The sequence below is a fragment of the Azospirillum brasilense genome (assembly GCF_003349955.1).
GTDB lineage: Bacteria > Pseudomonadota > Alphaproteobacteria > Azospirillales > Azospirillaceae > Azospirillum > Azospirillum brasilense_B.
Window position 1 is genome coordinate 23,350 of sequence record NZ_QLKQ01000049.1, and the last position, 25,745, is coordinate 49,094.

16 protein-coding genes are annotated in these 25,745 nt (G+C 68.0%); 10 read left to right on the plus strand and 6 right to left on the minus strand.

What is annotated here, in order from left to right; translation table 11 throughout:
* Positions 1 to 2: 2 nt before the first annotated feature.
* Complete coding sequence (locus tag DXK32_RS20475) at positions 3 to 1,175, minus strand: class I SAM-dependent methyltransferase (RefSeq protein ID WP_114860194.1); 1,173 nt, start codon at positions 1,173 to 1,175, stop codon at positions 3 to 5.
* Between the two features lie 421 nt (positions 1,176 to 1,596).
* Between DXK32_RS20475 and DXK32_RS20480 the strand changes: the two genes are divergently transcribed.
* The gene (locus DXK32_RS20480; protein WP_114860195.1) at positions 1,597 to 2,889 is read left to right on the plus strand and encodes a nucleotide sugar dehydrogenase; all 1,293 of its coding nucleotides are present in this window, start codon (positions 1,597 to 1,599) and stop codon (positions 2,887 to 2,889) included.
* A gap of 6 nt (positions 2,890 to 2,895) precedes the next feature.
* Here DXK32_RS20480 and galE read toward each other — a convergent pair whose 3' ends face one another.
* Positions 2,896 to 3,906 carry a UDP-glucose 4-epimerase GalE gene (gene galE / locus DXK32_RS20485; RefSeq protein ID WP_247877253.1) on the minus strand — a complete coding sequence of 337 codons (1,011 nt, stop codon included), beginning with the start codon at positions 3,904 to 3,906 and terminating at the stop codon, positions 2,896 to 2,898.
* 450 nt (positions 3,907 to 4,356) lie between these two features.
* Between galE and DXK32_RS20490 the strand changes: the two genes are divergently transcribed.
* The 9 genes from DXK32_RS20490 to DXK32_RS20530 all read left to right on the plus strand — a co-directional run bounded on the left by DXK32_RS20490 (position 4,357) and on the right by DXK32_RS20530 (position 19,082).
* Complete coding sequence (locus DXK32_RS20490) at positions 4,357 to 5,376, plus strand: calcium-binding protein (RefSeq protein WP_114860196.1); 1,020 nt, start codon at positions 4,357 to 4,359, stop codon at positions 5,374 to 5,376.
* 351 nt (positions 5,377 to 5,727) lie between these two features.
* Positions 5,728 to 9,858, plus strand: a complete 4,131-nt coding sequence (locus DXK32_RS20495; RefSeq protein ID WP_114860197.1) for a glycosyltransferase — start codon at positions 5,728 to 5,730, stop codon at positions 9,856 to 9,858.
* A 20-nt stretch (positions 9,859 to 9,878) separates the two neighbouring features.
* Positions 9,879 to 10,526: a class I SAM-dependent methyltransferase gene (locus DXK32_RS20500; protein ID WP_247877254.1), complete on the plus strand. Its 648-nt coding sequence runs from the start codon at positions 9,879 to 9,881 to the stop codon at positions 10,524 to 10,526.
* Positions 10,527 to 10,587: 61 nt separating this feature from the next.
* The gene (locus DXK32_RS20505) at positions 10,588 to 11,865 is read left to right on the plus strand and encodes a glycosyltransferase family 4 protein (protein WP_114860198.1); all 1,278 of its coding nucleotides are present in this window, start codon (positions 10,588 to 10,590) and stop codon (positions 11,863 to 11,865) included.
* Positions 11,862 to 13,442 (plus strand): class I SAM-dependent methyltransferase, encoded by a 1,581-nt coding sequence (locus DXK32_RS20510; RefSeq protein WP_114860199.1) that lies wholly within the window; start codon positions 11,862 to 11,864, stop codon positions 13,440 to 13,442. Before DXK32_RS20505 ends, DXK32_RS20510 begins: the two co-directional genes overlap by 4 nt.
* Positions 13,443 to 13,528: 86 nt before the next feature.
* A complete protein-coding gene (gene gmhA / locus DXK32_RS20515; RefSeq protein WP_114860200.1) occupies positions 13,529 to 14,101 on the plus strand; it encodes a D-sedoheptulose 7-phosphate isomerase in 573 nt (190 codons plus the stop codon).
* Between the two features lie 458 nt (positions 14,102 to 14,559).
* Complete coding sequence (locus tag DXK32_RS20520; protein ID WP_205215779.1) at positions 14,560 to 16,323, plus strand: M10 family metallopeptidase; 1,764 nt, start codon at positions 14,560 to 14,562, stop codon at positions 16,321 to 16,323.
* A 193-nt stretch (positions 16,324 to 16,516) separates the two neighbouring features.
* Positions 16,517 to 18,196: a glycosyltransferase family 4 protein gene (locus tag DXK32_RS20525; RefSeq protein ID WP_114860201.1), complete on the plus strand. Its 1,680-nt coding sequence runs from the start codon at positions 16,517 to 16,519 to the stop codon at positions 18,194 to 18,196.
* Positions 18,197 to 18,236: 40 nt separating this feature from the next.
* The gene (locus DXK32_RS20530; RefSeq protein WP_114860202.1) at positions 18,237 to 19,082 is read left to right on the plus strand and encodes a GNAT family N-acetyltransferase; all 846 of its coding nucleotides are present in this window, start codon (positions 18,237 to 18,239) and stop codon (positions 19,080 to 19,082) included.
* A gap of 15 nt (positions 19,083 to 19,097) precedes the next feature.
* Here DXK32_RS20530 and DXK32_RS20535 read toward each other — a convergent pair whose 3' ends face one another.
* The 4 genes from DXK32_RS20535 to DXK32_RS20550 all read right to left on the minus strand — a co-directional run bounded on the left by DXK32_RS20535 (position 19,098) and on the right by DXK32_RS20550 (position 25,736).
* On the minus strand, positions 19,098 to 20,828 hold the full coding sequence (locus DXK32_RS20535) for a tetratricopeptide repeat protein (RefSeq protein WP_114860203.1): 1,731 nt from the start codon (positions 20,826 to 20,828) through the stop codon (positions 19,098 to 19,100).
* 37 nt (positions 20,829 to 20,865) lie between these two features.
* A complete protein-coding gene (locus DXK32_RS20540) occupies positions 20,866 to 22,224 on the minus strand; it encodes an HlyD family type I secretion periplasmic adaptor subunit (RefSeq protein WP_114860204.1) in 1,359 nt (452 codons plus the stop codon).
* A complete protein-coding gene (locus DXK32_RS20545) occupies positions 22,187 to 24,424 on the minus strand; it encodes a peptidase domain-containing ABC transporter (RefSeq protein WP_114860205.1) in 2,238 nt (745 codons plus the stop codon). Before DXK32_RS20545 ends, DXK32_RS20540 begins: the two co-directional genes overlap by 38 nt.
* Before the next feature lie 337 nt (positions 24,425 to 24,761).
* Positions 24,762 to 25,736, minus strand: coding sequence for a GDP-L-fucose synthase family protein (locus DXK32_RS20550; protein ID WP_114860214.1), 975 nt, complete (start codon positions 25,734 to 25,736; stop codon positions 24,762 to 24,764).
* Positions 25,737 to 25,745: the final 9 nt, after the last annotated feature.

Consider the following 25,745-nt stretch of genomic DNA (forward strand, 5'->3'; position numbering starts at 1 on the left):
CCTTAAATGCCCAGCCGGCGCCGCTGCTCGACGACCACGGGATTGGCGTTGATCACGTTTGTAAAGCCGGCTTTCACCAGATCCGCGGCGACGGCGCCGAACTGGGCAAGGCTGACGACGATGGGCGTGTCCTTGGGCAAGGTCCGGACTGCCTCTTCGAGGTTCAGGATGGGCAGGCCGTGCTTCTCTCCGGATTTGAACTTGTCAATGAGGCCGGAGACCGTTTGATTGGTCGCGTCCTCCAGCAAGGGCAGAAGCAAGTCCCCGCCCAGCCCCGCGCCATAGACATACAGCGGCCGGCTTTCGGAGAGTTCCGCGAGCGAACGGATCTCCCGTACGGCCGGTGTCAAATCCCCTGGTTCGGGTCGGCGGGCAAACAGATACTCGCTGTTGGGCTCGTCCGAGGCGAGGCGACGCAGACTGAAGCCGAGTTCATCCTGACAGAGGCTTAGCACCTCGCGCAGGGTGGAAAACTCCATAGGCCAGCCGCCCAGCCAGTCGCGCAGGTCCACCATCATCGACATGCCCCGGCTCTGGCGGTAGGAGCGGGCCATGCCAGGGACCTTCAGCAACCCGGATAGTGACCTGCGGGCCATAAAGAACCAGATATAGTCCAGTTCCATCCACCGCTTCTTCAGCCAGCCACCTGCATTGTAGGCTTTCTTGATGCGCAGCCAGTCTTCGGGTGTGGGGCGGATGTAAGCGTCTGCCGTGTACAGCGCGATGTACAGCAGGCCGTCCTCCGCCACTTGGCCGCAAGCGTGGCGCAAGGCCGTCCATTGCGCGCCGGTATGGTGCAACACTCCCCAGGAATAGACGATGTCGGCCTTCGGAAGGCCAGCCATGAAATTGGCGTCCAGCACGGAGCCTCGGGTCACGGTCCAGTTGCGGGGCGCTCCAGACCGGGCGTGCAGGGCTTGTGTCGCGGCCACCGAATTCGGGTCGTAATCAAAGCTGATCACCCGCTCCGCCCCGGCCCGCCACATGCCGAGCGAATGGATGCCACTGCCCGATCCGATGTCCAAGACGGTCTTGCCTCGCAAGTCGGGCAAGCGAAGAAAATCCAGAAGATGCTTCTGGGCGATGGTCACCCGCTCCTCGGTGAAATGATGGTCGAGGAACCCCTGCCAGTTTTTTCCAAACGCAAATCGATCCTGGGGATCGGCTACGGTCATTTCGTCGTCCTCGGTGCGAGCCGTTGCGCGGGCGGGCAATGCTGTGTCGTGAGCTGGTGGAATGCACCGGCGGATCCGGCCGGCAAAGCTGAGCGTTGAGAATGGACGTTGCCCCGTTCAGCCAAGACCCGAGCTTGCTTAGGAGGTCGGAACTGAAACCATGCTGGACGATCTGCCCCTCATTCAAGTCGGTCTGTCCGCTGGTGTATCACCCTGGGATATTCATGGGTCTGTTAACCCTTTCGGCGAGGATGGAAGCAAAGGCCCCTAAGGGTCAACAGCGATGACAGGAGCGCCCCGGGATGGTGGACAAACAGTTATGGGAAAGAGCCGCCGTTTCCTCTCTCTTTTCCATGCCGGCAGGGCGTGTATAAGGGGCGGTCTTCCACGTTCGCTCCCCTGACAGGAGTTTCCCCACTTGATGCCCCACTCCCGCCGCATCTCGGTGATCGGCCTTGGCTACGTCGGCCTGCCGGTGGCCGTCGCCTTCGGTCGGACGGGCGTGCCCGTCGTCGCCTTCGACATCGATGCGCGCCGCATCAGGGCGCTGCGGGAAGGGCACGACCACACGGGCGAGGTTCCGGATGCGGACTTGGCGGCAGTTAGACTGCATCTGACCGACGACCCGACGGATCTGGCGAAGGCAGACTTCCACATCGTCACCGTGCCGACCCCGATCGACGACGCCAAGCGTCCGGACCTGCGCCCGTTGCTGGCCGCCAGCCGCACCGTCGGGCGGCATCTGAAGCGCGGCGACGTGGTGGTCTACGAGTCCACCGTCTATCCGGGCGCCACGGAAATGGACTGCGTGCCGGTGCTGGAGGCGGAATCGGGACTGGTCTGTGGGCGGGACTTCACCGTCGGCTACTCGCCGGAACGCATCAACCCTGGTGACAAGCAGCACCGGTTCGAGACGATCACCAAGGTCGTCTCCGGCTCCGATCCGGCGACGCGGGAACTCGTCGCCGCGGTCTATGGCAGCGTGGTGAAGGCCGGCGTGCACGAGGCCACCTCCATCGCCGTGGCGGAGGCCGCCAAGGTGATCGAGAACACACAGCGTGACGTCAACATCGCGCTGATGAACGAATTGGCGGTGATCTTCCACCGGATGGGCATCGATACCCGCGACGTGCTGGCCGCCGCCGGCACCAAGTGGAACTTCCTGAAGTTCCAGCCGGGGCTGGTTGGCGGCCACTGCATCGGCGTCGACCCCTATTACCTGACCCACCGGGCCGAACAGCTGGGCCACAACCCTGAGGTCATCCTGGCGGGCCGGCGCATCAACGATACCATGGGCCAATATGTGGCGCAGGAAACGGTGAAGCGGCTGCTGCGCGCTCGGCATGGCCGGCCCGGCCCGCTGTGCGTCACCGTGCTGGGGCTCACTTTCAAGGAGGATGTCCCCGACATCCGCAACACCCGCGTCGTCGACATCGTGGCAGAGCTGCGGAGCTTCGGCGTCGAGGTGGCCCTGCACGACCCGCTGGCCGCGGCGGACGAGGTCGCGCACGAATACGGCCTCACCCTGACCCCGCGCGGGGACCTGCCGCCGGCCGACGCCATGGTGCTGGCCGTCCCCCACGCCGCCTATCGGGCCGAAGGCTGGGGTCTGGTGTCCGGCCTGCTGAGGGACGGCCGTGGCTTGGTGATGGACGTCAAGGGCCTGCTCGACCGCGCATCGGTGCCGGGCGGCGTGGAGCTGTGGAGGCTTTGAGGCCGCTCAGCCTGGAAGCGAACGCTCCCAGGCGAGCGCGCTGCGCACGATCTCGTCCAGCCGGTCGTGCTTCGGGACCCAGCCGAGCCGCTGGCGGATCCGGTCGGCCCCGGCGACGAGCTGGGGCGGGTCGCCGGGCCGCCGGTCGGCGACGGTGGCGGGAACCGTCTCGCCGCTGACCGCCTCCAGCGTGCGCACAACCTCCAGGACGGAGGCGCCACGCCCGTATCCGCAGTTCAACGTCAGGCTTTCACCGCCCTCCCGCAGGTGAAGCAGCGCCAGGACGTGCGCCTCGGCCAGATCGCTGACGTGGATGTAGTCGCGGATGCAGGTGCCGTCGGGAGTCGGGTAGTCCGTACCGAAGATCGACAGGGCCGGCCGGCGGCCGAGCAACGCCTGGCAGGCCACCTTGATCAGGTGGGTTGCGGTCGGCGTCGCCTGGCCGGTGCGGCCCGCCGGGTCGGCGCCGGCCACGTTGAAATAGCGCAGGATGACGCTGCGCATGCCATGGGCGGGTCCTGCGTCGCGCAGCATCCGCTCCGTCATCAGCTTGGAGGCGCCGTAGGGGTTGATCGGGGCGGTCGGCGTTTCCTCGTCGATCGGCACGCGATCCGTCGCGCCGTAGACGGCCGCGGTGGAGGAGAAGACCACCTTGTCGATCCCGAACCGCAGGCAGGCGTCGAGCAGGGTCAGGCTGTTGACCATGTTGTTGCGGTAGTAGGCGAGCGGCTTCTCCACCGATTCCGGGACAACGATGGACCCGGCGAAGTGCATCACCGCGTCCACGCCATGCGCGCGGATGACCCGATCCAGCAGGTCGGCCGACCCGACATCCCCTTCCACCAGGGGCACGGCCTCCGGCACGGCGGCGCGCCGGCCGGTCGACAAATTGTCGATGGTCACCGCGGGAATTCCGGCATCGGTCAGGGCATGGAGAACGTGGCTGCCGATGTAGCCGGCCCCTCCGGTCACCAGGACGGGGCGCGGGATCGTCGGTTGGTCGAGCGTGCTGGGCACTTTCTTATCCCCTGTCGTCCGGACGGCGCCGGCCGGCCTTCCCGGCGGCGTGCTCCGGAGCTAGGTGGGGGGCAAAGACCTGTCAACCTGACCGGAATGGCCGCTCCGCTCTGGACCGGCGAGGACGCGGCGCGAACGGGGCCCCCCGATCGGCGAGGGGCCGAAGCCGGCATCGGGACCCACACGCGTCATTCTCCTCGGAAGGCTCCGGAAGCCGAAAGCAATGATGGAGAAGACCGTTCATCTCCGGCTCGCACAGGAGCCCGCACAACCCATCAAGATTTTTTCAGAAATGTAACATGACCTTTGGAGGTCATCCTCCTGTGACATGAGTAACCCATAGGTGCTTGCTCCAACGACATATACCATTCCGAGCTTGAAAAAAGGGGTTACCGATGGTATCCGACCAGTAGGCATAAGTTTTATTCGCTTTTGCGGGGGGTCTTTGATATGTCCACAGTTACCACGGTCACGGGTGGTATCTCGAATGCCGCAGCTCCGTCCACGCTGGCTGGCGCGATTCTGAACAACAAGGATCTTGTAGATCCCACCAAGCTCAACGGCGACGCCATCGTCAACGCCACTGTTGGCGGCGTCTACGCTCTGTCGACCGTTTCCGGCGGCGCCGTGGTGGCTTCCGACAACACCGCACCGGTCACCCTGATCGGCGGCATCGGCAACAACCAGCTGCTCGTCGCCAACGACCAAGCCGGCACGATCCTGCAGGCCGGTACGGGTGTCGGCCACACCTTGGTCGGTGGCTCCGGCGGTCAGCTGCTGGGCACCTCGACGGTCGACGGCGGCTCGGCCACCATCCTCGGCGGCGTGGGCGCTGACACCGTCGTGGCCGCGGCCGGCAACAACGTGCTGACCGCCGGTGAGGGCAACAACCTGATCGGTCTCGTCGGCGGCAACAATCAGGTCTTTGCGGCCGGCAACGACACCGTCATCGCGGGCGGCGGCAACGCCACCATCGGCGCCGGCGCGGGCAACGCCGTGATCAACGTCATCGGTGGTTCCAATCTGGTCATCGGCGGCTCGGGCAACTCGACCATCGCGTCCGCAGCCGGCAACAACACGCTGTTCGGCGGTTCGGGCAACACCACGATCGCCGGCGGCGGCGGCAACGACCTGCTGATCGGCAGCACCTCCAAGACCGGCAACGCCGTCCTGGGCGGCTTCGCCGGCAACGACACCCTGATCGGCGGCGTCGGCAACGACACGCTGTTCGGCGGCGATGGCAACGACGTCTTCGTGTTCAGCACCGTCTTCGGCGGCGGCAAGCATGTCATCGGCGACTTCAAGGCCGGCACCGACCTCATCGCGGTCCAGGGCTACGGCCTCACCGCGGCGCAGGTGGCGGCAAAGGTCACGGTGACGGGCGGCAACTCGCTCATCTCCCTGTCGGATGGCACGCAGATCACGGTTGCCGGCGTCAGCAACCTGACCGCCAGCAACTTCGCCGTCTGATAAAAGGGCCCCTGCAAGCCCCCAATGGACCTGCCGAGCGATCGGCAGGTCCATTTTTATGCCGTTTTTGTACCGAGCCTTTCCCTGGAATGGCTTGCATCATGGAGCCTCCCAGGACCGGCCGCCTCGCCATGGCGCACGCCGCGACGGGCACCAGGGTTAGCCACAGCAATCCGGGACGCTTTTCGTCAGCCTCGCCGGCGTCGTGTGCGATCGGCAGGCGCATCCGCAGCATTCTCACCATTCTGTCCACGGGCCAGGGCCTGACGTCATGACGCCTCTCTGTTTCGCCGGTGCGGAGCCGTTTTCCCGTCAGCCCGCCGGCGCGCAGATTGCCACGCGGCGCATCGGATGAGCGCCCGCAAGACGCCGAAGCCCGATCCAGGACCGCTGGAGCGCGCCATCGCCGACGGCCGCTGGGTCGAGGCGGAACGGGAAGCCCGCATCCTGCTGCGCGACAACCGCAGCCACATCAGCGGCGCCACCGGGCTGGCCCGCTGCGCCGTCGCGCGCGGGGATCTTGGCGAGGCCCTGCGCTGGGCCGAACGCAGCGCGCGTTTCGCGCCCAACGACATCGCGCTCAAAGCCTTCTTCGCCGCCCTGCTGGTTGCGGCAGACCGCCCCGGCGATGTGCCCCCCCTGCTGGAGGCGGTGGCCGAGCGGGCAGCCACCCCGATTGCATCGATCGTGCTCGGCCAAGCTCTGGCCCGGCTCGGCGCCATGGACCGCTTCCTCCCGCTTGTCGAACGGCTGCTGTGCCGCTTTCCCGTGAGCGTCGCCCCGCTGCTGACCGACCTCGCCGACCACGCCGCGCGATCCGGCGGGACCGCCGGCTGGGCGTCGGCCGACCTCGGCCTGCGGATCGTCGGCGCGCTGCGCCCGGACCGGGCGGGAACAGGCAGCGTCCTGCGCATCGACTCTGGCCGAGGGCCGCTTCTCGTCCTCGACGGCCCGTCCTTCCTGCAGCGCCACGGCCAGCCCGACCCGGCGTCCGGCCTCGTCCGCTTCACCCTGCCCCTGGGACCGGAGACCGAGAGTGAAACTCTCTCCATCACGCTGGACGGCTCCCCCCTCCTCGGCGGGGCTCTGCACCCGCTCCGCCACGCCGCCATCGAAGGCAGCGCCGTGCTCAAGGACGAGCCGGGCGGCACCACACGCCTGTCCGGCTGGGCTTGGTGCCCGGGCGACCCGCCGCAGCGGTTGGCGGTGCGGGTCATCGACTCCACCGGCCGCTCCATCACGCTGGCCACCGACCAGCCGATGGAGACCCCTGAGGCCTATGGAATTGAGAATGGAGACTACGCCTTCGCGCTCGACCTGGATGGCAGCGGCCTCACCCCCGGCCTGCTGCAGGTGACCGCGGGACCGGGAGAGGCCGCGCTCGTCGGCAGTCCTCTGCACTGGCCAGGGCCCGGCCGCCCCCCATTCCGGCCATCGCCGGTCGGGCCGATCCCTGTCCACCCGCCGCGACGACGGCCACCCTCCCCCATGGTCGATGTCATCATCCCGGTCTATCGCGGCCGGGAGGAAACGCTGGCCTGCCTGCGGTCGGTCTTCGCGGCCGCAGGGGAGGACGGCACGCCGCACGAGGTCATCGTCATCGACGACGCCGGGCCGGAGCCGGATCTTGCCCGCGACCTCGCGGCTCTCGCCGAGCAAGGGCGCATCACCCTGCTGCGCAACGAGCGCAACCTCGGCTTCCCGGCCACGGTCAACCGGGGCCTGCGCCTGCATCCGGACCGCGACGTCGTCCTGCTCAACGCCGACACGCTGGTCGCCGGAAACTGGCTGGCCCGCCTGCGCGCCGCCGCCGACGCATCCCAGGACGTCGGCACGGTCACGCCCCTGTCCAACGACGCGACCATCCTCAGCTATCCCTCCGGAAGGGACCGTCCGCCACCGCCCTCCCCCACCGAAACTGCCGTATTCGACCGGCGGGCCCGCGCGGCGAACGCCGGCCTCCGGGTCGAGCTGCCGACGGCGGTCGGCTTCTGCATGTACATCCGCCGCGACTGCCTGGACGAAACCGGCCCGTTCGAGGAGCGCCTGTTCGGCCGCGGCTACGGCGAGGAGAACGACTTCTGCCTGCGCGCCCGGAGGCTGGGCTGGCGCCATCTGGGAGCCGCCGATGTCTTCGTGGCGCATGTCGGAGGCCGCTCCTTCGGCCGGCAGAAGGTCATCCTGGCCGCGCGCAACGGCCGCCTGCTGGAAAACCTGCATCCCGGCTACGACGCGCTGGTGCAGGCGTTCATCGCCGCCGACCCGCTGCTGGCGGCACGGCGGCGCCTGGACCTTGCCCGCTGGGCCGCCGAGGAACCGAAACCGCACCCTTCGGCCGTCCTGCTGATCACCCTGTCCGGCCGGGGCGGCGTCACCCGTTTCGTCGCCGAGCGCGTCGCGGCTCTGCGTGCGGAGGGCCGGCGCGTCCTGCGCCTGACCCCGGAAACCGGTGAAGACCCGGACGCGCCGCCCGCCGAGGATGAGGTTGGAAAAGGTGCCGACGGGGGACAGGCCCGGCCCCCGGCCGATCCGCCCGAACGGCGCTGCCGGATCGAGGTGGCGGACCGGCCCGAGCTGCGCGATCTGGTGTTCCGCACGCACGCCGAGTTCGAGGAGCTGGTGGCGGTGCTGCGGCAGGCCGGAACGGCGGCGGTGGAGATTCACCACACGCTCGGCCACGATCCCGCCGTGCTCGACCTCGCGAACCGGCTCGGCGTGCCCTACGACCTCATCGTCCACGATTATGGGCTGATTTGCCCGCGTGTGAATCTGGTGGACGGCAACGGGCGCTACTGCGGCGAGCCGGACCTGGCCGCCTGCGAGCGCTGCACCGCCGACCCGGACGACCGTGCCGACCCGGACCTGACGGTGACCGCCCTGCGCCGGCGCACGCGCGCCCTGGTTGCCGGAGCCCGCCGGGTGACCGTCCCGACACGGGACGTTGCCAACCGCCTAGCCCGCCACACCGCCCCGCGCCCCATCGAGCTGCGTCCCTGGGAAACGGTGTCCCCGCCCCGCCGGCCCACCTCCCGGCCGGCTCTCCCGCCAGGGGGCCGCTGGCGTGTTTGCACCATCGGCGCCATCGGCATCCAGAAGGGCTACGAGGTCCTGCTCGCCTGCGCGCGGGACGCCGCGGCCCGCGACCTGCCGCTGGAATTCGTGGTCGTCGGCTTCAGCGAGGAGGACCCGCCGCTCTTCGAGACCGGGCGCATCCTCGTAACCGGACGCTTCGCCGAGGAAGAGGCGGTCTCCCTAGTGAGGGCGCAGCAGGCCCACCTCGCCTTCCTGCCCTCCATCTCGCCGGAAACCTGGTGCTACGCGCTGTCCACCGCTTGGCGGGCCGGGCTGGAGGTCGCCGCTTTCGACCTTGGGGCGATCGGCGAGCGGATACGGCATGGCGGTGGCGGCCATCTTCTGCCACCGGAACTTGCCCCTGCGACAATCAACGACATGCTCCTGGGTATCCTTGACGCTCACGCGGTGCATGGCGTAGCAATCGAAAGGCCTATTTCCTTTCGGCCAGAGTACAGTCCTTCCGATCTGGTGACGGATTTGGAAGGGCCTGCTCACCATTTATCAACCATTCACGCCCGCGGGGGGTCGTCGATGATCGGTAGTGTTGCGTCCGCAGAAGCCACTCAGTCCAACCAGATCAAGGCCACGGCGCAGACCCTGTCCCTGGCGCCGGGCTTCTATTCCCTGATCGTCACGAGCGGCGGCGGCGCCGCAGCAGCACCGGGCGAGTTTCCGCTGCCGAGCGTCCAACTGGCCGTTGCCCCTAACGGCGTGGCCGGGACCGCCGTAGAGATGATCGGCAGCGTCACGGACAACTGGCTGACCAAGCCGGGCGACACGATCATCATCAAGGTCACGGGCGGCCCCGCCAACGTTATCCTCAGCTCCTACAAGCACATCGACCGCACCAACGCGCTGCTGTCGCTCCAGTTCGCCCGCATCGACGACGTTCCGGCCGCCACCGTTCCACCGTCGGGCGCGGCCCCCGCGGCCGCCCCGGTTGCTGCACCGGCTTCGGCCGTCCATACCCCGCGGCTGGAGATCCTGGCCCATGTCCAGCGCCAGGGCGACCTGCGCTTCACGGATTCCAACTGGGCCGGAGCCGTTGGACAGCGGCTGTGGATCGAGGCCTTCTCCATCACCCCGGCCAAGGGGCTGGCGCCGGAGGACATCGAGTACAAGGGCCTGACCGCAAACGGTTGGGAAACACCTTGGATCACCGGTGGCGGCATGTGCGGCAGCCGCGGTCTCGGCACGCCGCTGATCGGCTTCTCGATCCGCCTGCGGGGGGCCGCGGCAGAACGGTTCGACTGCGTCTATGAGGGCGCCTTCGTCAGCGGCTATCGCTCGCCCGCTGGGCAGAACGGGAGCCCCTGCCGGTCGGATGCCATCGGCGACCCGCTGGAGGCCATCCTGCTGCGTCTGGTCGAGAAGCAGGGCGCCTTCACCCAGCCGCGCCCCTTCTGATCCGGAGCGGTTCCAGACCGATGCCCCATCCGGAGCTCTCCGACACTCCGCCGGCGGCGATGGCCGCGCCCAGGACCGTGCTCAACGTCGGCTGCGGTCCGCGGGCCATCTCCATCATCGGCACCGTCTTTCCAGCGGAGGGGTGGCGGGAGCTGCGGCTCGACATCAACCCGAAGACCGATCCCGACATCGTCGCGTCAATGACCGACATGACGGCGGTCCCGGATCAATCGATGGACGCCGTCTGGTCGTCGCACAACCTGGAACACCTTGATCCCCACGAGGTGCCCCTGGCGCTGCGGGAGTTCCTGCGCGTGCTGCGGCCGGGCGGGTGCCTTGTTCTGGCCGTGCCCGACCTCCAGGCGGTCGCCCGGCGGGTCGTGGAGGACCGCATCGACGAACCGCTCTACCAGTCCGAAGCCGGGCCGATCTTTCCTCTCGACGCCATCTACGGCTTCGGGCCGGCGCTTGCCGCCGGCAACCGTTCCATGGCCCATCGCAGCGGCTTCACGCCGCGCACACTGGAAAAGGCGTTGCTGGGCACCGGCTTCGGGCCCGTCATCATCTGGCGCCTGGACGAGGCCTACGAGCTGCGGGTCCGGACGTACCGGCCACCGGCACCGGCGGACGCGCTGGACGGCGGCACCTGGGACTTCCCGATGGCCTGACGGGCCGCGGGGCAACGTGACTTGGCCCACGAGGGGCCTTCTGCGGAATCGGCGACGCGCAATGAATTATCTCTTCGTCCACCAGAACTTTCCGGGCCAGTACCAGCACATCGTCCAGCATCTGGCGGCGCAGCCCGGCAACCGTGTGGTCTTCATCTCGCATGACAGCCCGGCGCAGATTCCCGGAGTTGAGCGCGCGATCTACCAACCCTTCCGTGCAGCGCGGCCATCGACCCACCACTATCTCCAGGAACTGGAGCTGGCGGTCATCTACGGGCAGGGTGTCTACGAGGTCTGCCGGCGCCTGAAGGCCGAGGGATTCACCCCCGACATCATGATCGGCCACAACGGCTGGGGCGAAACGCTGTACATGAAGGACGTCTGGCCGGACGTGCCGCTGCTCGCCTATTTCGAGTTCTTCTACCATCTGGCCGGGGCCGACATCGGCTTCGACCCGTCGCTGCCGGTCACCCTGAACGACGGCCCACGGGTGCGCACCAAGAACGTGATCAACACACTGGGCTTCGAAGCCGCCGACTGGGGCCACACCCCGACCGGCTGGCAGTGGTCGCTCTACCCCGACTACATGCGATCCCGCATCAGCGTCATCCACGAAGGCGTCGACACCAGCATCGTGCGGCCGGAACCGGACGCCTGGCTGCGCCTGCCCTCAGGCCTGACGCTGACGCGCAAGGACGAGGTGATCACCTACGTCGCCCGCAACCTGGAGCCCTACCGCGGCTTCCACGTCTTCATGCGCGCCCTGCCGGACATCCTCAGACGGCGACCCAAGGCCCATGTGCTGATCGTCGGCGGCGATGAGGTCAGCTACGGCCATGCCGCTCCCGGCGGCCGGAGCTACCGAGACATCCTCCTCGACGAGGTCGGGGCCGGCATCGACCGGGAGCGGGTGCATTTCCTCGGCAAGGTGCCCTACCCCAGCTTCCTGACCATCCTGCGGATCTCCTCGGCCCACGTCTACCTCACCTACCCCTTCGTTCTGTCCTGGTCCTTCCTGGAGGCCATGGCGGCGGGGTGCCTGGTCATCGGCTCCTCCACCATCCCGGTCGAGGAGGTGCTGCGCGACCGGCAGAACGGGCTGCTGGTGGACTTCTTCGACGGTGCCGGGCTGGCCGAGCGCATCGACGAGGTGTTCGAACACCCCGACCGCATGCAGACGCTGCGCGATCGGGCGCGGCGAACCGCCGTCGAGCATTACGACCTGCGCACCGTCACCCTGCCCCGCTTCCTCGCCCTGACCGACGACCTGATCGCCGGACGGACGCCATCCCAGGAACCCCTGGCGAACGGAAGACTCGCCGAAAGGACCCCGGCATGAGCGGTTGGAGCGACGGCTACAACGCCGACATCGCCTACACCCACGGCGCGTACCGGGAGCTGGCCCCCGGCTATCTCTCCTACGTCTGCCTGCTGAACGGCATCCGGCCGCCGCGCACCGACCGGCCCTTCCGCTATTGCGAGCTGGGCTGCGGCCAGGGGATGACCCTGAACATCCTGGCCGCGACCCACCCGCAGGGCCGTTTCACCGGCATCGACTTCAACCCGCTGCACATCGCGGGCGCCCGCCGGATGGCCGAGGAGGCGGAGCTTCCCAACGTTGCCTTCCATGAGCGCAGCTTCCAGCAAATCGCCGCCGACGGCCTACCGGCAGAAGACGCCGGGGACGGATTCGACATCATCGCCCTGCACGGCGTCTACAGCTGGATCAGCCCGGAGAACCGCCAGGCGGTGGTGGACATCCTGGAGCGGATGCTGAAGCCGGGCGGCCTGGTCTATCTCAGCTACAACAGCCAGCCGGGCTGGGCGCCGCTGATGCCCCTGCAGAAGCTGATCCTGGCGCACGCGGCGGCCAACCCGGGGCGCAGCGACCGCCAGTTCGACGCGGCGCTGGGCTTCCTCAACCGACTGAGCGAGGCCGGGGCCGGCTATTTCGCGGTGAACGGCGCGGCCGGGCAGCATCTCGGCATGATGGCGGGGCAGGACCGCCGCTACCTCAGCCACGAGTATCTGAACAGCCATTGGGAGCCGCTGGGCCACGCCCAGGTGGCCCAGGATCTGGCCCGCGCCAAGCTCGGCTACGCCGGTTCGGCGACCATCCCGCAGAATTTCGACGACCTTGCAGTGCGCGCGGAGCTGCGCGCCATCCTGGCGGAGATCGCCGACCCGACCTTGGCCCAAACGGTGCGCGATTTCGCGGTGAATCAGGTGTTCCGCCGCGATGTCTTCGTGCGCGGCCTGGAATCGATGCCGCCGGCGGAGACGGAGGCGGCGTTGCGGCGGCTGCGCTTCACGCTGCTGGTCCCGCGCGAGGACGCCAGTCTGGCGATCCCGGTGCCGCTGGGCGAGTTGCGCCACGACCCGTCGCTCGGGCTGCCGATCCTCGACGCGCTTGCCGCCGGCACGCCGAGCCTGGGCGAGATCGCCGCAATGCCGGAGATGGCCCGGCATGACTTCGGCACGCTGTCGCGCTTCCTGGCGCTGCTGGTCTCCTCCAACCAGGCGCATCCCCTGGTGGGGGCCCCGGAGGAGGGCCGCGCGGCGGCCGGCCGGTTGAACCGGGTTGTGGCCCGGCGCATGGGCCTCGATGAGTCGCTGTTCCATCTGGCCGCGCCGGTCGTCGGGCTGGGGGTCGCGGCGGACTCGCTGGACCGCCTCGTCCTGGCCGGCCTGCTGACCGGAGAACGGGATGGCCAACCGCCAGACATCCAAGCGCTGGATATTCAGGCACTCGGCGCCTTCGTGGCCGGGACACTCGAAGGATTCGGGCGGTCCGTTCTGGCCGAGGATGGCAGTCCGGTCACCGGTCGGGAAGCCATGAGGGACCGGCTCGCGGTGGTCCTGCCCGACCTGCTGAACCGGAAACTGCCGGCATGGCGGCGCGCCGGACTCCTTTGAGATCCTTCCGAATGGCGCCGCCGGGCGTCCCCATCGTATGGTGTGGGGCGAAGGCCCCGCTCTCTCGACGTTTTCAGGAACCCCTCATGACCCGACCCGCTGACCGCGTCCGCGATGCCTTTCTCGAGACGTCCCGCAACTTCGTCGCCTTCGCCGAGCAGGCGGACTCCATCGCCGCCGCGGCCGCTCTGATGATCGACGGCCTTCAGGCCGGCGGCAAGGTGCTGTTCTGCGGAAACGGCGGCTCGGCGGCCGACTCCCAGCATCTGGCGGCGGAACTCACCGGGCGCTATCTGCGCGACCGGCCGCCGCTGGCGGCGGTGGCGCTGACGGTCGACACCTCGGCACTGACGGCCATCGCCAACGATTATTCCTACGACGAGGTCTTCGCACGGCAAGTGCGCGGGCTCGGCCGGGCGGGCGACGTGCTCGTCGGCATCTCGACCAGCGGCAACAGCCGCAATGTTGTCGCCGCCCTTGAGGCGGCGCGCGCCATCGGCCTGCGCACCGTCGGCCTGACCGGCGCCGGCGGCGGGCGGATGAAGGAGCTGTGCGACGTCTGCCTGTGCGTTCCCTCCTCCGACACCCCGCGCATTCAGGAAATGCACATCGCCGCCGGCCATATGCTGTGCGAGCTGGTCGAGAACGCCTTCGTCTGACGCAGACCGCAAGCCGCCTGAAACCGGGGGGCAGCCGAACCGTCCGCTTGGCCATTGCGTTCGGATGTCGCGTCCGGGCGGACGCCGAACATTCGGGTGAGAGTCCCCGGACGTGCCGCCAAGCGGATGAGCGATGTGGAGACGCCCCGGGCGCGACAGGGGCGCCGCCTTCATGCGGGCCTCATCCGATCCGCTGTCCCCTTTGTGCCCCCGGGCGCGGCCGGTCGTGCCCACAGACAACCCGGCGCACACCGATGGTATCCACGATCCGGCGGAGCTACATCCTCGCGCTGCCCCAACTCACAAAAGAAACAGTGTAATACCGTTTTAAAGCTCTCCCTATGGCGGCGAATGCTTCTGGATAGCCGCTCAATCGAATAATTGTTTGTCTCTCATCCATCCTGAAATGAAGAGCAATCCGCTTCGCGCGGCCCTTCTTCATTTCAGGAAATTGAGTGATGAGCGCAATTGATTACGCGCATCCCGTATCCGGGATTACCGCGAGCGGCACCATCGCGATCGATTCCTTGTTGTGGGGTTACAAATGGGGGGCGGACAGCACGCCCGGCTCCGGCGTTTCCCTGACCTATTCCTTCGGGGTTGCAGGGCTCTCCGCCTACCGCGACGGCTATGCGACCCCAGACCCGGCCAGCGTCTGGACACTGTCCGGCACGGCGCAGGCGGCGATCCGCCAGGCGATCGGCAGCTGGAGCGCGGTGGCGAACATCACCTGCACCGAGGTCGCCGACACGGCCGCCTCCTGCGGCGATCTCCGCATCGGCGGCAGCGCGTCGCCCGCGGTCGCCTACACGATCATGACGACGGCCGACCTGCCCGAAGGGGGGGACATCTGGTTCGGCACCACCTTCGCCGACCCTTCCCTGTCCTGGAGCAGCGGTTCCTATGCCTACCTCACCGCCATGCATGAGATCGGCCACGCGCTCGGTCTGAAGCACACGCACGAGGACGGCGGCGCCGGCTTCCCCGCGGCCCCCACCGGCATCGACAGCCAGCTCTACAGCGTGATGAGCTACAAGTCCTTTGCCGGGGCGTCGCCGACGATGGGCTACTGGCAGGACCGCTTCGCGACCACGCCGATGATCAACGACATCCAGGCGATCCAGTACCTGTACGGCGCCAACATGGCGACCAACGCCGGCGACACCGTCTATTCCTGGGCGCCGGGCCAAGCGATCTACGAAACCATCTGGGACGGCGGCGGCAACGACACCATCAGCTGGGCAAACCAGACGACCGACGCGCGGATCGATCTGCGCCCCGGCCATTACAGCGACCTGGGACCGGCTTGGTCATCGGGCTTCCTGCTGGAGAGGCGGACCCTCGGCATCGCCTACGACTGCTGGATCGAGAACGCGGTGGGCGGATCGGGCAACGACCTGCTGATCGGCAACGAGCGCGACAACCTCCTGATCGGCGGCGCCGGCAACGACACGCTGATCGGCGGCGGGGGCAACGACACGCTGGACGGCGGCGAAGGGATCGACACCGCCCTGTTCGAGAACCCGGCCGAAGCCTACAGCATCCTGCACACCGGTGACGGCGAGGTGACCGTGACCAATTCCCAGGGCACGACGACCCTGCGAAGCATCGAGCGGCTGTCCTTCGGCGACAGGACCCTGGCCCTCAACCCCGATGCCCAGGCCGGAACCGTGCCCAGCACCTTCTACGCGGTGGCCGACAGCGCGACCGGCAAGAGCATCCTTCAGGAAGCCTCGTCCTACTCCGGTCCTCTGTCCTCCCTGCAATGGCAGTGGATCGGCACCGCCGCCGGCGAAGCCATCGCCGGCAGCGCCGGCAACGACTTCATCAACGGCTTGGCCGGCGACGACGCCATCGATGGCGGGGCCGGCGACGATGTTCTGGACGGCGGCACGGGATCGAACTTCCTGACCGGTGGGACGGGGCGGGACACCTTCTTCGTCGACGGTCGCACGCGGGCGCCGGTCTGGTCCACCGTGACGGACCTGGAGGCTGGCGAGACGGTGACCATCTGGGGTTGGCAGGACGGACGGTCGACCTTGTCCTGGTCGGAGATGAACGGGGCCGCCGGTTATAAGGGCGCCACCGCCCAAATCGACATCGACGGCGACGGGCGCATCGACGCCAGCCTGACGCTGACCGGCAAGACGGTCGGAGCGGTCGCGGCAATGCCCGGCACCGTTCAGGGCAATGGCTATCTCGCGCTCTGGCTGAACGGGTGACGGCCAGACGACGATGGTTTGCTCACATCGGCGTCCGGTGCCCGCGGCGATCACCGGAGATTGAGGAAAATTTACTCATCACACGGCACGGCGTTCAGGCGCGTTGCCCAGGGCGGGTAGCCCCGTTACTCTCCGGCTGGCAGCCGTGCCCCGTTGCCCCACCCCGCCGCATCAGCCAGGACGTCCGCCGCCCGTGTCCAACGCCGCCATCTATTTCCATCCCGAAGGCTACGAAACCGCGCGAGCGGACCTGAAGGGCCGCCACGTCGCCGGTGAATCCTTCCTCATCGGTTTCTTCCGGCATTCGGGACTGGACAGCTTCGCCTGTCACATCGACCGGCCGGAGCTGGCGCGCCTGTTCACCGATCTCGCCGCCCGCCACGCCCCGGGACGGCCCGTGGCGCTCTACCCCACGTCCGAGCTTTCGAGGCTCGCCGGCGTGGGCTGCCTGTTCCTGCCGGGGCCGGGCATCGACCACCACGCCTGGCGTCGGCGTTCCCGCGATCAGCGCGGCTACAGCCTGTGCGGCATCACCCACACCACGTCGGAATCGCCGGAGCATCTGGGCGCCTTGGCGACCGCACCGCTGCAGCCCTGGGACGCGGTGATCTGCACCTCCCAGGCGGCGCGCGCGTCGGTTGAGGCGGTCCTGCATCCCTACGCGGCCTATCTGCGCGAGCGGCTGGGCGCCGCCGAGGTGCCGATGCCGAACCTGCCGGTGATCCCGCTGGGGGTGGACACCGACGCCTTCCGCTTCGACCCGTCGGTGCGCGCGGCGGAACGCACGGCGCTTGGCATCGGCACCGACGAAGTGGCCGTGTTGTTCATGGGTCGCCTCAGCTTCCACGCCAAGGCGCACCCGCTGCCCATGTATCTGGCGCTTGAGCAGGCCGCCCGCCTCACCGGCAAGCGGATACACCTGATCCAGGCCGGCTGGTTCGGCAACGACGCCATCGCCGCCGCCTTCGCCGAGGGGGCACGGCGCTACTGCCCCAGCGTCAACGCGATTTTCCTGGACGGCCGCAAGCCGGAGGTGCGGAGCCGCGTCTGGGCCGCGGCCGACCTGTTCACCTCGCTGGCCGACAACATTCAGGAAACCTTCGGCATCACACCGGTGGAGGCGATGGCCACCGGGCTGCCCTGTGTGGTCACCGACTGGAACGGCTACCGCGAAACGGTGCGCGACGGCGTTGACGGCTTCCGCGTGCCGACCGTCCTGCCGCCCCCGGGCGCCGGTGCCGACCTGGCTGACCGCTATGCCGCCGGCCTGGACAATTACGACCACTACATCGGCCGCACCTCGCAGATCAGCGCCGTGGACGTGCAGGCGGCGGCCGAGGCCTACGCACGGCTGGTCGCGGATGAGGGTTTGCGCCGCCGGATGGGCGAGGCCGGTCGCGCCCGCGCCGCCGCCCTGTTCGACTGGCGGGCGATCATCCCGCAATATCTCGAGGTTTGGCGCCAACTGGCCGACATCCGCCGCCACGCGCCGGAGCGCGCCCCGCGGCCCCCTGGGCAGGACGGCAACCCGCTGCGCCCCGATCCCCTGCGCATGTTCCAGGCCTACCCGACGCGCGTGCTGGAACCAGGGATGCGGCTGGTGCGCGCCGACGGCGCCACGCGGGCGGCCGTCAGCACCGCTCTGGCGGTGCTGCACGCCGACCCGCTGAACTCCCCGTCGCGCAGCATCCTGTCCCTGGCAGCCGATCTCGTCCTGGCGTTGGACGCCCTGGACCCGCCGGGCCGCGCGGTGGGCGAACTCACCGCCCTGGTGCCGCCGGAACGGCAGCTTCTGCTGCTGCGCAGCCTCGTCCACCTGATGAAGTTCGGCCTCCTACGCACGGTCGAGCCGCTCGCCGCGCGGGAACCCTGAGGGCCGGACGGGACCGGCCGCGGGTGCCGGGGGCAACGCCGTGACCATTGGGCCCGAAGGCTGTCTCGATCTCGTCGGCCATCACGTGGAAGGCTGGGCTTGGCTTCCGGCGAAGCCGGACCGTCGGCTGCGCGTAGAGATCCTGTTCGATGATCCCCCCATACGAGTCGAGGTCTTGGCTGACCGGCACCGTCCCGACCTCGAAGCCGCCGGCAAGGGGGACGGGCGCCATGGCTTCGCGGTGCCGCTGCCCGCCTCCTTGATCGGACGGGAGCCCGTGGTGAACGTGTGCCTGCCGGACTTTCCCAATGCTCGACTGCGGGGCACCCCGCGGCGGGCCATCCTCGCGCTCGGTTTCGTCACACTGCGGACCATTCGGCCATTGGGCACCGACCTGGACCGCTTGCGCGACTTCCTGGCCGGCATGGTCCGGCTGAACGGGGGATGTGCCGACACCGCCGTTCCCGGCATGAGGGACCTGCAGGTCTGGCTGGCCGGCGGGGGCGACCGGTGCTGGCTGGTCGCGGAACGGGGAAGCCGCATCGTCGGACATTGCCGGATCGGCCCCGGCTGGCCAGCCCAAGCGACCTCGAGGGCTCTCACCCTCGGCATCGAGCTGCATCCGGACGTGCATGGCTTCGGTCTCGGCCGGCAGCTCATGTTGGCTGCGCATCGCTGGGCCTCCGGACGTTGCGCACGCCTGGAACTGGCCACCCTGCCGCACAACGCACGCGCCCTCGCGCTCTACCGCGGCCTGGGCTATGTCGATCTGGGAACGGCCGCCCTGCCCGAGACCGGTGAGATTCACCGCCGCATGGCCATCGGGCTGGCCGCGCCTTGCGGATCCGCCTGGAACGCCAAGCGGGGGATCACCCTGGTCGGCTGAGCCGGCCTCGGGGCGTCACCCCTCGCCAGCGGCGCGGAGCTGGCCGGGGGCTTGACCGTCGAGCGGACCATTCATCAGACCGTCACCGTCGGACGGATCGGCGGCGGGCAGGCGCTGGAGCAGCATCTTGGCCCGCTCATCGCCGAGGGCCGCCGCGCGCTCCAGCCAGCCGCGAGCGCGGGACACATCCTTCCGCTCGCTCCAATGGCCATACAGTTCGCCAAGCGCCGTCATGGCCGACGGCTCCTTCTGCTCGGCGGCGGCGGTCAGCCAGCGGAGCGCCTCCTCGCTGTCACGCTCCATCCCCAGTCCCTGCATGCAGAAGCGGCCAAGGTTGATCATGGCACCGACATGCCCCTGTTCGGCCGCCTTGCGCGACCACAGGATGGCGCGGGCATAATCCTGCGGCACCCCATCGCCGGCGGCGAACATGGCGCCGAGCCTGAACTGGGCCAACACGCTGCCCTGCTCGGCCGCCCGCTCGTACCAGGTCAGGGCGCCCGCCGGGTCGCGCGGCACGCCAAGACCGAGGCTGTGCAGCGTGCCGATGTTGTAGACCGCGTCGCTGTTGCCCTGCTCGGCTGCTCGCCGGAACCAGTCGAGCGCCCGGTCATAGTCGCGCGCCACCCCACGCCCTTCGGCGTACAGCGCGCCGATGCGCAATTGCGCCTGCGGGTCACCCTGACCGGCGGCACGCTCCAGCCAGCGGACCGCCTCCATCTCGTCGCGCGGCACGCCGGACCCGGCGAAATACATCTGCGCGATGATCTTCTGCGCCTCGCGCTGCCCCATCTCCGCCGCCGCCCGATACCAGATCGCGGCATCGAACAGGTTGGGCTGCATCCCGGCACCCCGGCTGTTCAGGTGGCCGAGTTGCAGCATCGCCTCGGTGTCGCCCTGGACAGCCGCTTTGCGCAGCCAGGTCTCGGCCGCTTGCGGATCGGCCGCCACGCCGACACCCCGGGCGTACATCAGGCCGAGCGCCCGTTGCGCCGCGGCAGCACCCGCCTCGGCAGCGCGGCGGAACCAGGAAACCGCCTCGGCGGGGTCCTGGGCCACCCCGATTCCGGAGGCGTACTGGGTGCCGAGATAGTACCAGGCCATAACGTTCTTCTGCTCGGCCGCCTTGCGGAACCACTGGTGCGCGGCTTCGGGGTCGGATTTCCCCCCATAGCCGCCAGCCAGCAACGTCCCCAGCCCGAGTTGGGCCGCCGCGTTCCCCTGGTCGGCGGCGACACGGTACCAGCGCTCCGCCTCGGCGTAGTCGGGGGTGATGCCGAAGCCCGAGGCGTTCATGTAGCCGAGCATGGCCTGCGCGCCCACGATTCCCTGATCGGCGGCGGCGCGCGCCCAGCGCAGCGCTTCCTTGTAATCCTGCTCGATCTTCAAGCCCTTGGGGAAGAGGGCCGACAGGGCCTCGTCGGTCGGGGTGACCCCCTTCGGCGCGTCGCAGCCGTAGTAATAGATTTCGGCCAGCCGCGCCTGGGCGTCGCCATGGCCGTTGTCGGCCGCCTGCCGGTACCAGCCGACCGCGTCGACGGCGTTGCGCACCACGCCTTTGCCAAGATCATAGAGGCGGCCGATCTGGTGCTGGGCACCGGCGTGCCCGGCCCGGGCGGCCGGAAGCCAAGCTTCCAGGGCCGCCTTGTAATCCTCGCGCTCCAGCGCCTTCAGACCCCTGGCGTACTGGTCGTCCGGCGAAGCGGCGCCGAACAGCCGCCCGGCGGCCTCCATGAGCTTGCGCATCGGCCTCTATACCCTTTCCTTGCAGCCGGCACGGCCCTCAGGGCTCGCGCATGCCTTCCAAACTGCTCCTCATCGCGCCTTCGACCAGATAGGACATGATGGTCCGTTCGCCGACCACGATGTCAGCCACCAACGGCATGCCGGGAACCAGGCGGAAATCTTCCGGAACGTTGCGCAGTTTCACGTCGGTCAGTTCGATCCGCGCCCGGAAGAAGGGGCGTTGCGCCTGCGTCTGGTCCTCACGCTTCGTGAAGGAGTCCTCGCTGATCGTCTTCACCACGCCCTTGGCCATTCCGTGTTCGATGTAGCGGTAGGCCTCGAGCTTGACCTGCACCTGATCGCCGGGCTTGACGAAGCCCTGGTCGATGCCGGCGATTTCCACCTCCACCTCCAGCGTCGCGTTCAGCGGCATCAGAGTGTAGATCGGCTGGGCCTGTTCGACCACCGAACCGACGGAGTACTTCCCAACCTCCAGCACCACGGCGTCCTCCACCGCGCGCAGCTCGACGAGGTCCCGGCGCCTTTGGGCCTTCGACAGCTCCTCGCGCGCACGTTCCAGGTCGATCTGGCGGGTCGACAGGTCGGTCAGCAGGCTGCTCCGCCACTGCTGGATGTAAACCTCCCGCTCGGCGCGCAGCGCCTCCAGGTCATGGGAGGCCGTGCGGATGGTGTTCTCGCTGTTGCCGAGATTGCGCTCGGTCTCCACCCGGGTGTCGCTGGCGATCAGGGAGTTGAGGCGGCTGCCGGTCTGGTTCTTCTCCAGCGTCTGCCGCATCGTCTCGATCTCGCCGACGATCTTCAGGCGCGAGCGGTAATGGTCGGCGTCCATCTGGTTGCTCTTGATCGTCGCCTGGAGGGTGGCCATCCGCTGCTCGAAGTTCGCCAGCTTGGCCGTGTGCTCCGCCTGACGGTAGCGCCAGATCGATTCCTGCAGCAGCCGGTCCGGATCGTTGCCGCCGGCCGCGAAGGTCTCGTTCTGGGCCTCCGCCTGCATGCGGGCGATCTCCGCCGTCAGCTTGGCGACCTGCCGCCCGAGCTGGGCGACGTCGGCCGACGAGAAGGTCGGGTCGAGCGTGGCCAGAACCTGCCCGCGCCGCACGGTCTCGCCGGCACGGACGTTCAGGCTGCGGATGATCGAGATTTCCAGCGGCTGCACGACGATGGTCGGCGCCTGGGACACGATGCGCCCCGACGAGGTCACCACACGGTCGAGCTTGGTCACCGACCCGAGGATGATGAACAGCAGGACCATCCCGGCCAGAGTCCAGACGACCGCCCGCGCCAAGATGGGATCTGGCCGTCCGGTGATCTCCGCAGTTTCGCCTTGGAAATCGTTGATGACCTGCTCGGCAGCCCGATCAGGTGTTTGCAGCCGGCGTAAGCTGAGCGCGGTCATGAGTGCTTCCCGGGGAAAGGTGGCGGTTCTGCTGGAACCAGAGATGCCGATAGACGTCGCAACGCTGGAGCAACTCGTCGTGCCTGCCCATGTCATAGAGCTTGCCGCGCTCCATCACGATGATCTGGTCACAGTTCACCAGCGAGGCCAAGCGGTGGGAAATGACGATCATCGTCCGGCCCTGGGCGATGCGCGTCAGGTTGTTGTTGATGATCGCCTCGCTGTCGGGGTCGAGAGCGCTGGTCGCCTCGTCGAGGATCAGGATCGACGGGTCGACGAGCAGCGCGCGGGCGATGGCGAGGCGCTGACGCTGGCCGCCCGACAGGTTGGCCGAACCCTCCTCGATCATCGTCTCGTAGCCGCGCGGCAGGCGTTCGATGAATTCCTCCGCGCCGGCGAGCCGGGCCGCCCGCATCACCTCCTCCAGGGAAGCGCTGCGGTTGGCCGCCATGATGTTCTCGCGGATGCTCCCGTTGAACAGGAAATTGTCCTGCAGCACCACGCCCAGATTGGAGCGCAGATGGTTGAGATCAATCTCGCGCAGGTCGACGCCGTCGATCTTGATCAAGCCCTCGTAGTTCTGGTGAAGGCCTTGAAGCACACGGGTGACGGTGGTCTTGCCCGAGCCGGACCGCCCCATGATGCCGATGACCTGACCGGACTGGATGCTGAAGGAAATGTTGTCGAGCGCCGGGTTCTGCGAGCCGGGGTAGCGGAAGCGCACTTCGGAGAAGCTGAGTTCGCCCTTGATTACCGGACGAACGCCCTGCCGTCCCAACCCCTGCTCCTGCGGCTGGTTGACCACCGACGCCACCTGGACGACGGCGCCGCGGACCTCCTGGAACTGCTGCATGAGCGAGGCGATCTGGACAAAGGGCTGCGTCGCGCGGCTGGCGATCATGCTGAAGGCGACCAGCATGCCGCCATAGGCGGAACCGGTGTCGGTCAGGGTCACATAGGCGCCGACCGCGAGCGTTCCGGAGTAGATCAGTTTCTCCAGCGGCTGCAGGATGGTTTGCGGCTGGTTGGCGAGCAGCTGCATCTTCGTGTTGGCGCGCACCGCGTCGGCCACGCGCACGTCCCAGTCAAGACGCTTGCGCCCTTCCAGCGCCAGCGACTTGACCGTGCGGGCGCCGTGCAGCACCTCGATCATGAAGGAGCCCTTGCGCTGTTCCGCCTTGATCACCTCGCCGTAGGCGCGGGCCAGCGGGCCGATGTAGACGATCACCACAAGACACATCAGGAACGCCACGCCCAGAACCAGGAAGGCGAGAAGGGGACTCATGATGAACATCGCCGGGATCAGGACGATCAGCGTCATGCTGTCGAGCAGCGTCCCGAGCAGCTGGCCGGTCATGAAGCCGCGGATGCGCCAAACCTCGTTGAGCTTGTGGGAGATCACACCGGTCGGCGTGCGCTCGAAGAAGTCGATCGGCAAGCCGATCATGCGGTCGAAGATGTAGGTGCTGAGCCGCGCATCCACCTTGGCCGTGCCGATCGCCACCAGATAACGGCGCAGATAGCCGAAGAGGGTGTCGAACGTCAGCAGGAAGAGGATGATGCCCACCAGCACGTAAAGCGTGGACAGGCGCTGATGGACCAGAACACGATCCAGGATGACCATGAAGACCATCGGCGGGACCAGCGCGAACAGGCTGAGGACGAAGGCCGCGATGCCGATGTCTCGGAAGATGCGCTTCTCGCGCAGGATCTGTCCGAGCATCCAGCCGAAGCCGAACGGCCGCTCCTCGTCGTTGATCCGGTGACGGCGCTTGATGAAGATCGCGTCGCCGTCCCACACCGAGGTGAGGCGCAGTTCATCCACGGCGATGCAGGCCTGGTCGGCGCTCAACGGGTCCTGCAGCATCGCAGCCGGGGCGCCACCGTCCTTGCGGAAGGAGACCAGGACCATGGTGCTGCCGTCGCGCAGGCGGAGCAGGACCGGCAGAGCCTTCTCCAGGCGCGCCAAATGCTTCCAGCGCAACGTCGTGGAACGGACGGTCAGGCCGTTCTCCTCGGCGATCTTCAGCAGCAGCCCGGTGGGCGGCTCACCGCTCTCGATGGCGTAGTCGCGCTTGATCTGGTCGACCGAGAGATGCAACCCGTGATGGCGCGCAACAATGGCGAGCGCATGGAGGCTGGTGGCCCGCGGCGCCTCGGCAGAGGCGCTTTGCGGATCGATGGCGGTCTTGCTCTGCATCTGGCCTCTGTGTTCCAGTCGCTCGTCGTTTCCAGCCGCGGTTCCGGTGGCTGGACCGGCGGCTCATCCGGAGGGGGAACTGTACTGTACCACCTTCATCGGGCACAAGCGTCGCGCTCGTGTAGCTCAATTCGAGCGAACCCAGAAGGACAACGCCCCCAGAGTTGCGCTTATAACCATTTGTCGAGAATGCCGCTTGGCATAGACCACCCCTTCCGACCAGCCCGAACTATCCAATTTATCGTTGATTCCATTGAATTGGGCGAGGAACAAATTGCAGCCCACGGCCGTTCGGCGCGCCACCCGCGGCATGCGGCTCAAGCGCAACCGTCCTCCGTCAACGGCCGTCGGGTAGGCCGCGCAACGTTCCAGAGCCCAAATTTTCCACATACCAGCGGTAGGTGCGCTCGAACCCGTCACTCAAGCTGGTTGGTGCGCTCCAGCCCATGGCCTGGAGCCGGCTGCCGTCCATGATCTTGCGGGGGGCGCCGTTCGGTTTGGAGAGGTCGAAACGGAAATCACCCCGATAGCCGATCACCGCGCGCAGCAGTTCAGCCAATCCGCGAATGGACAGCTCGTGGCCGGAACCGAGGTTGACGTGCGCTTCACCCGAATATCTCTTCGTCAGAAAAACCAGCCCGTCGGCCAAGTCCTCGACGAACAGGAACTCACGCAAGGGGCTGCCGTCGCCCCACAGTTCGACGCTGTCGGCTCCCTCTTCCTTTGCTCGGTGGATGCGGACCATCAGGGCGGCGGCGACATGGCCCTGCGCGACGTCGAAGTTGTCGCCGTAACCGTAGAGGTTTGTCGGCATCGCCGCGATGAAGTCGCAGCCGTACTGCCGACGGTAGGCTTGGCACATCTTGATGCCGGCGATCTTGGCGACGGCGTACCACTCGTTGGTCGGCTCCAGCGGACCGGTGAGCAAGGCCTCCTCGCGCATCGGCTGTGGCGCCAGACGCGGGTAGATGCAGGAGGAGCCCAGGAACACGAGCTTGCGCACCCCGACCCGCTTCGCGGCGTGGATGATGTTGGTCTCGATCGCCAGGTTCTCGTAAAGGAATTCGGCCGGGCGGCTGCTGTTGGCATGGATGCCCCCGACCACCGCCGCGGCCAGAAACACAACATCCGGCCGCGCTTCGGCCATCCAGTCCTCGACCTCGGCCTGACGGCGCAGGTCAACGCTCTCCCGGCCCACCGTCAGGATGTCGCACGGCTCCCGCTCCAACCGACGGACGATGGCCGCTCCCGCCATGCCGCGATGACCCGCAACCCAGACGCGCTTGCCATCCAGGGAAAAATCCGCATCCATGATCATGGT

Coding starts and splice junctions, on each gene's coding strand:
- DXK32_RS20475 (WP_114860194.1), bottom strand. CDS start 1,175: ATGACCGTAGCCGATCCCCAGGATCGATTTGCGTTTGGAAAAAACTGG.
- DXK32_RS20480 (WP_114860195.1), top strand. CDS start 1,597: ATGCCCCACTCCCGCCGCATCTCGGTGATCGGCCTTGGCTACGTCGGC.
- DXK32_RS20490 (WP_114860196.1), top strand. CDS start 4,357: ATGTCCACAGTTACCACGGTCACGGGTGGTATCTCGAATGCCGCAGCT.
- DXK32_RS20495 (WP_114860197.1), top strand. CDS start 5,728: ATGAGCGCCCGCAAGACGCCGAAGCCCGATCCAGGACCGCTGGAGCGC.
- DXK32_RS20500 (WP_247877254.1), top strand. CDS start 9,879: ATGCCCCATCCGGAGCTCTCCGACACTCCGCCGGCGGCGATGGCCGCG.
- DXK32_RS20505 (WP_114860198.1), top strand. CDS start 10,588: ATGAATTATCTCTTCGTCCACCAGAACTTTCCGGGCCAGTACCAGCAC.
- DXK32_RS20510 (WP_114860199.1), top strand. CDS start 11,862: ATGAGCGGTTGGAGCGACGGCTACAACGCCGACATCGCCTACACCCAC.
- gmhA (WP_114860200.1), top strand. CDS start 13,529: ATGACCCGACCCGCTGACCGCGTCCGCGATGCCTTTCTCGAGACGTCC.
- DXK32_RS20520 (WP_205215779.1), top strand. CDS start 14,560: ATGAGCGCAATTGATTACGCGCATCCCGTATCCGGGATTACCGCGAGC.
- DXK32_RS20535 (WP_114860203.1), bottom strand. CDS start 20,828: ATGCGCAAGCTCATGGAGGCCGCCGGGCGGCTGTTCGGCGCCGCTTCG.
- DXK32_RS20540 (WP_114860204.1), bottom strand. CDS start 22,224: ATGACCGCGCTCAGCTTACGCCGGCTGCAAACACCTGATCGGGCTGCC.
- DXK32_RS20545 (WP_114860205.1), bottom strand. CDS start 24,424: ATGCAGAGCAAGACCGCCATCGATCCGCAAAGCGCCTCTGCCGAGGCG.
- DXK32_RS20550 (WP_114860214.1), bottom strand. CDS start 25,736: ATGGATGCGGATTTTTCCCTGGATGGCAAGCGCGTCTGGGTTGCGGGT.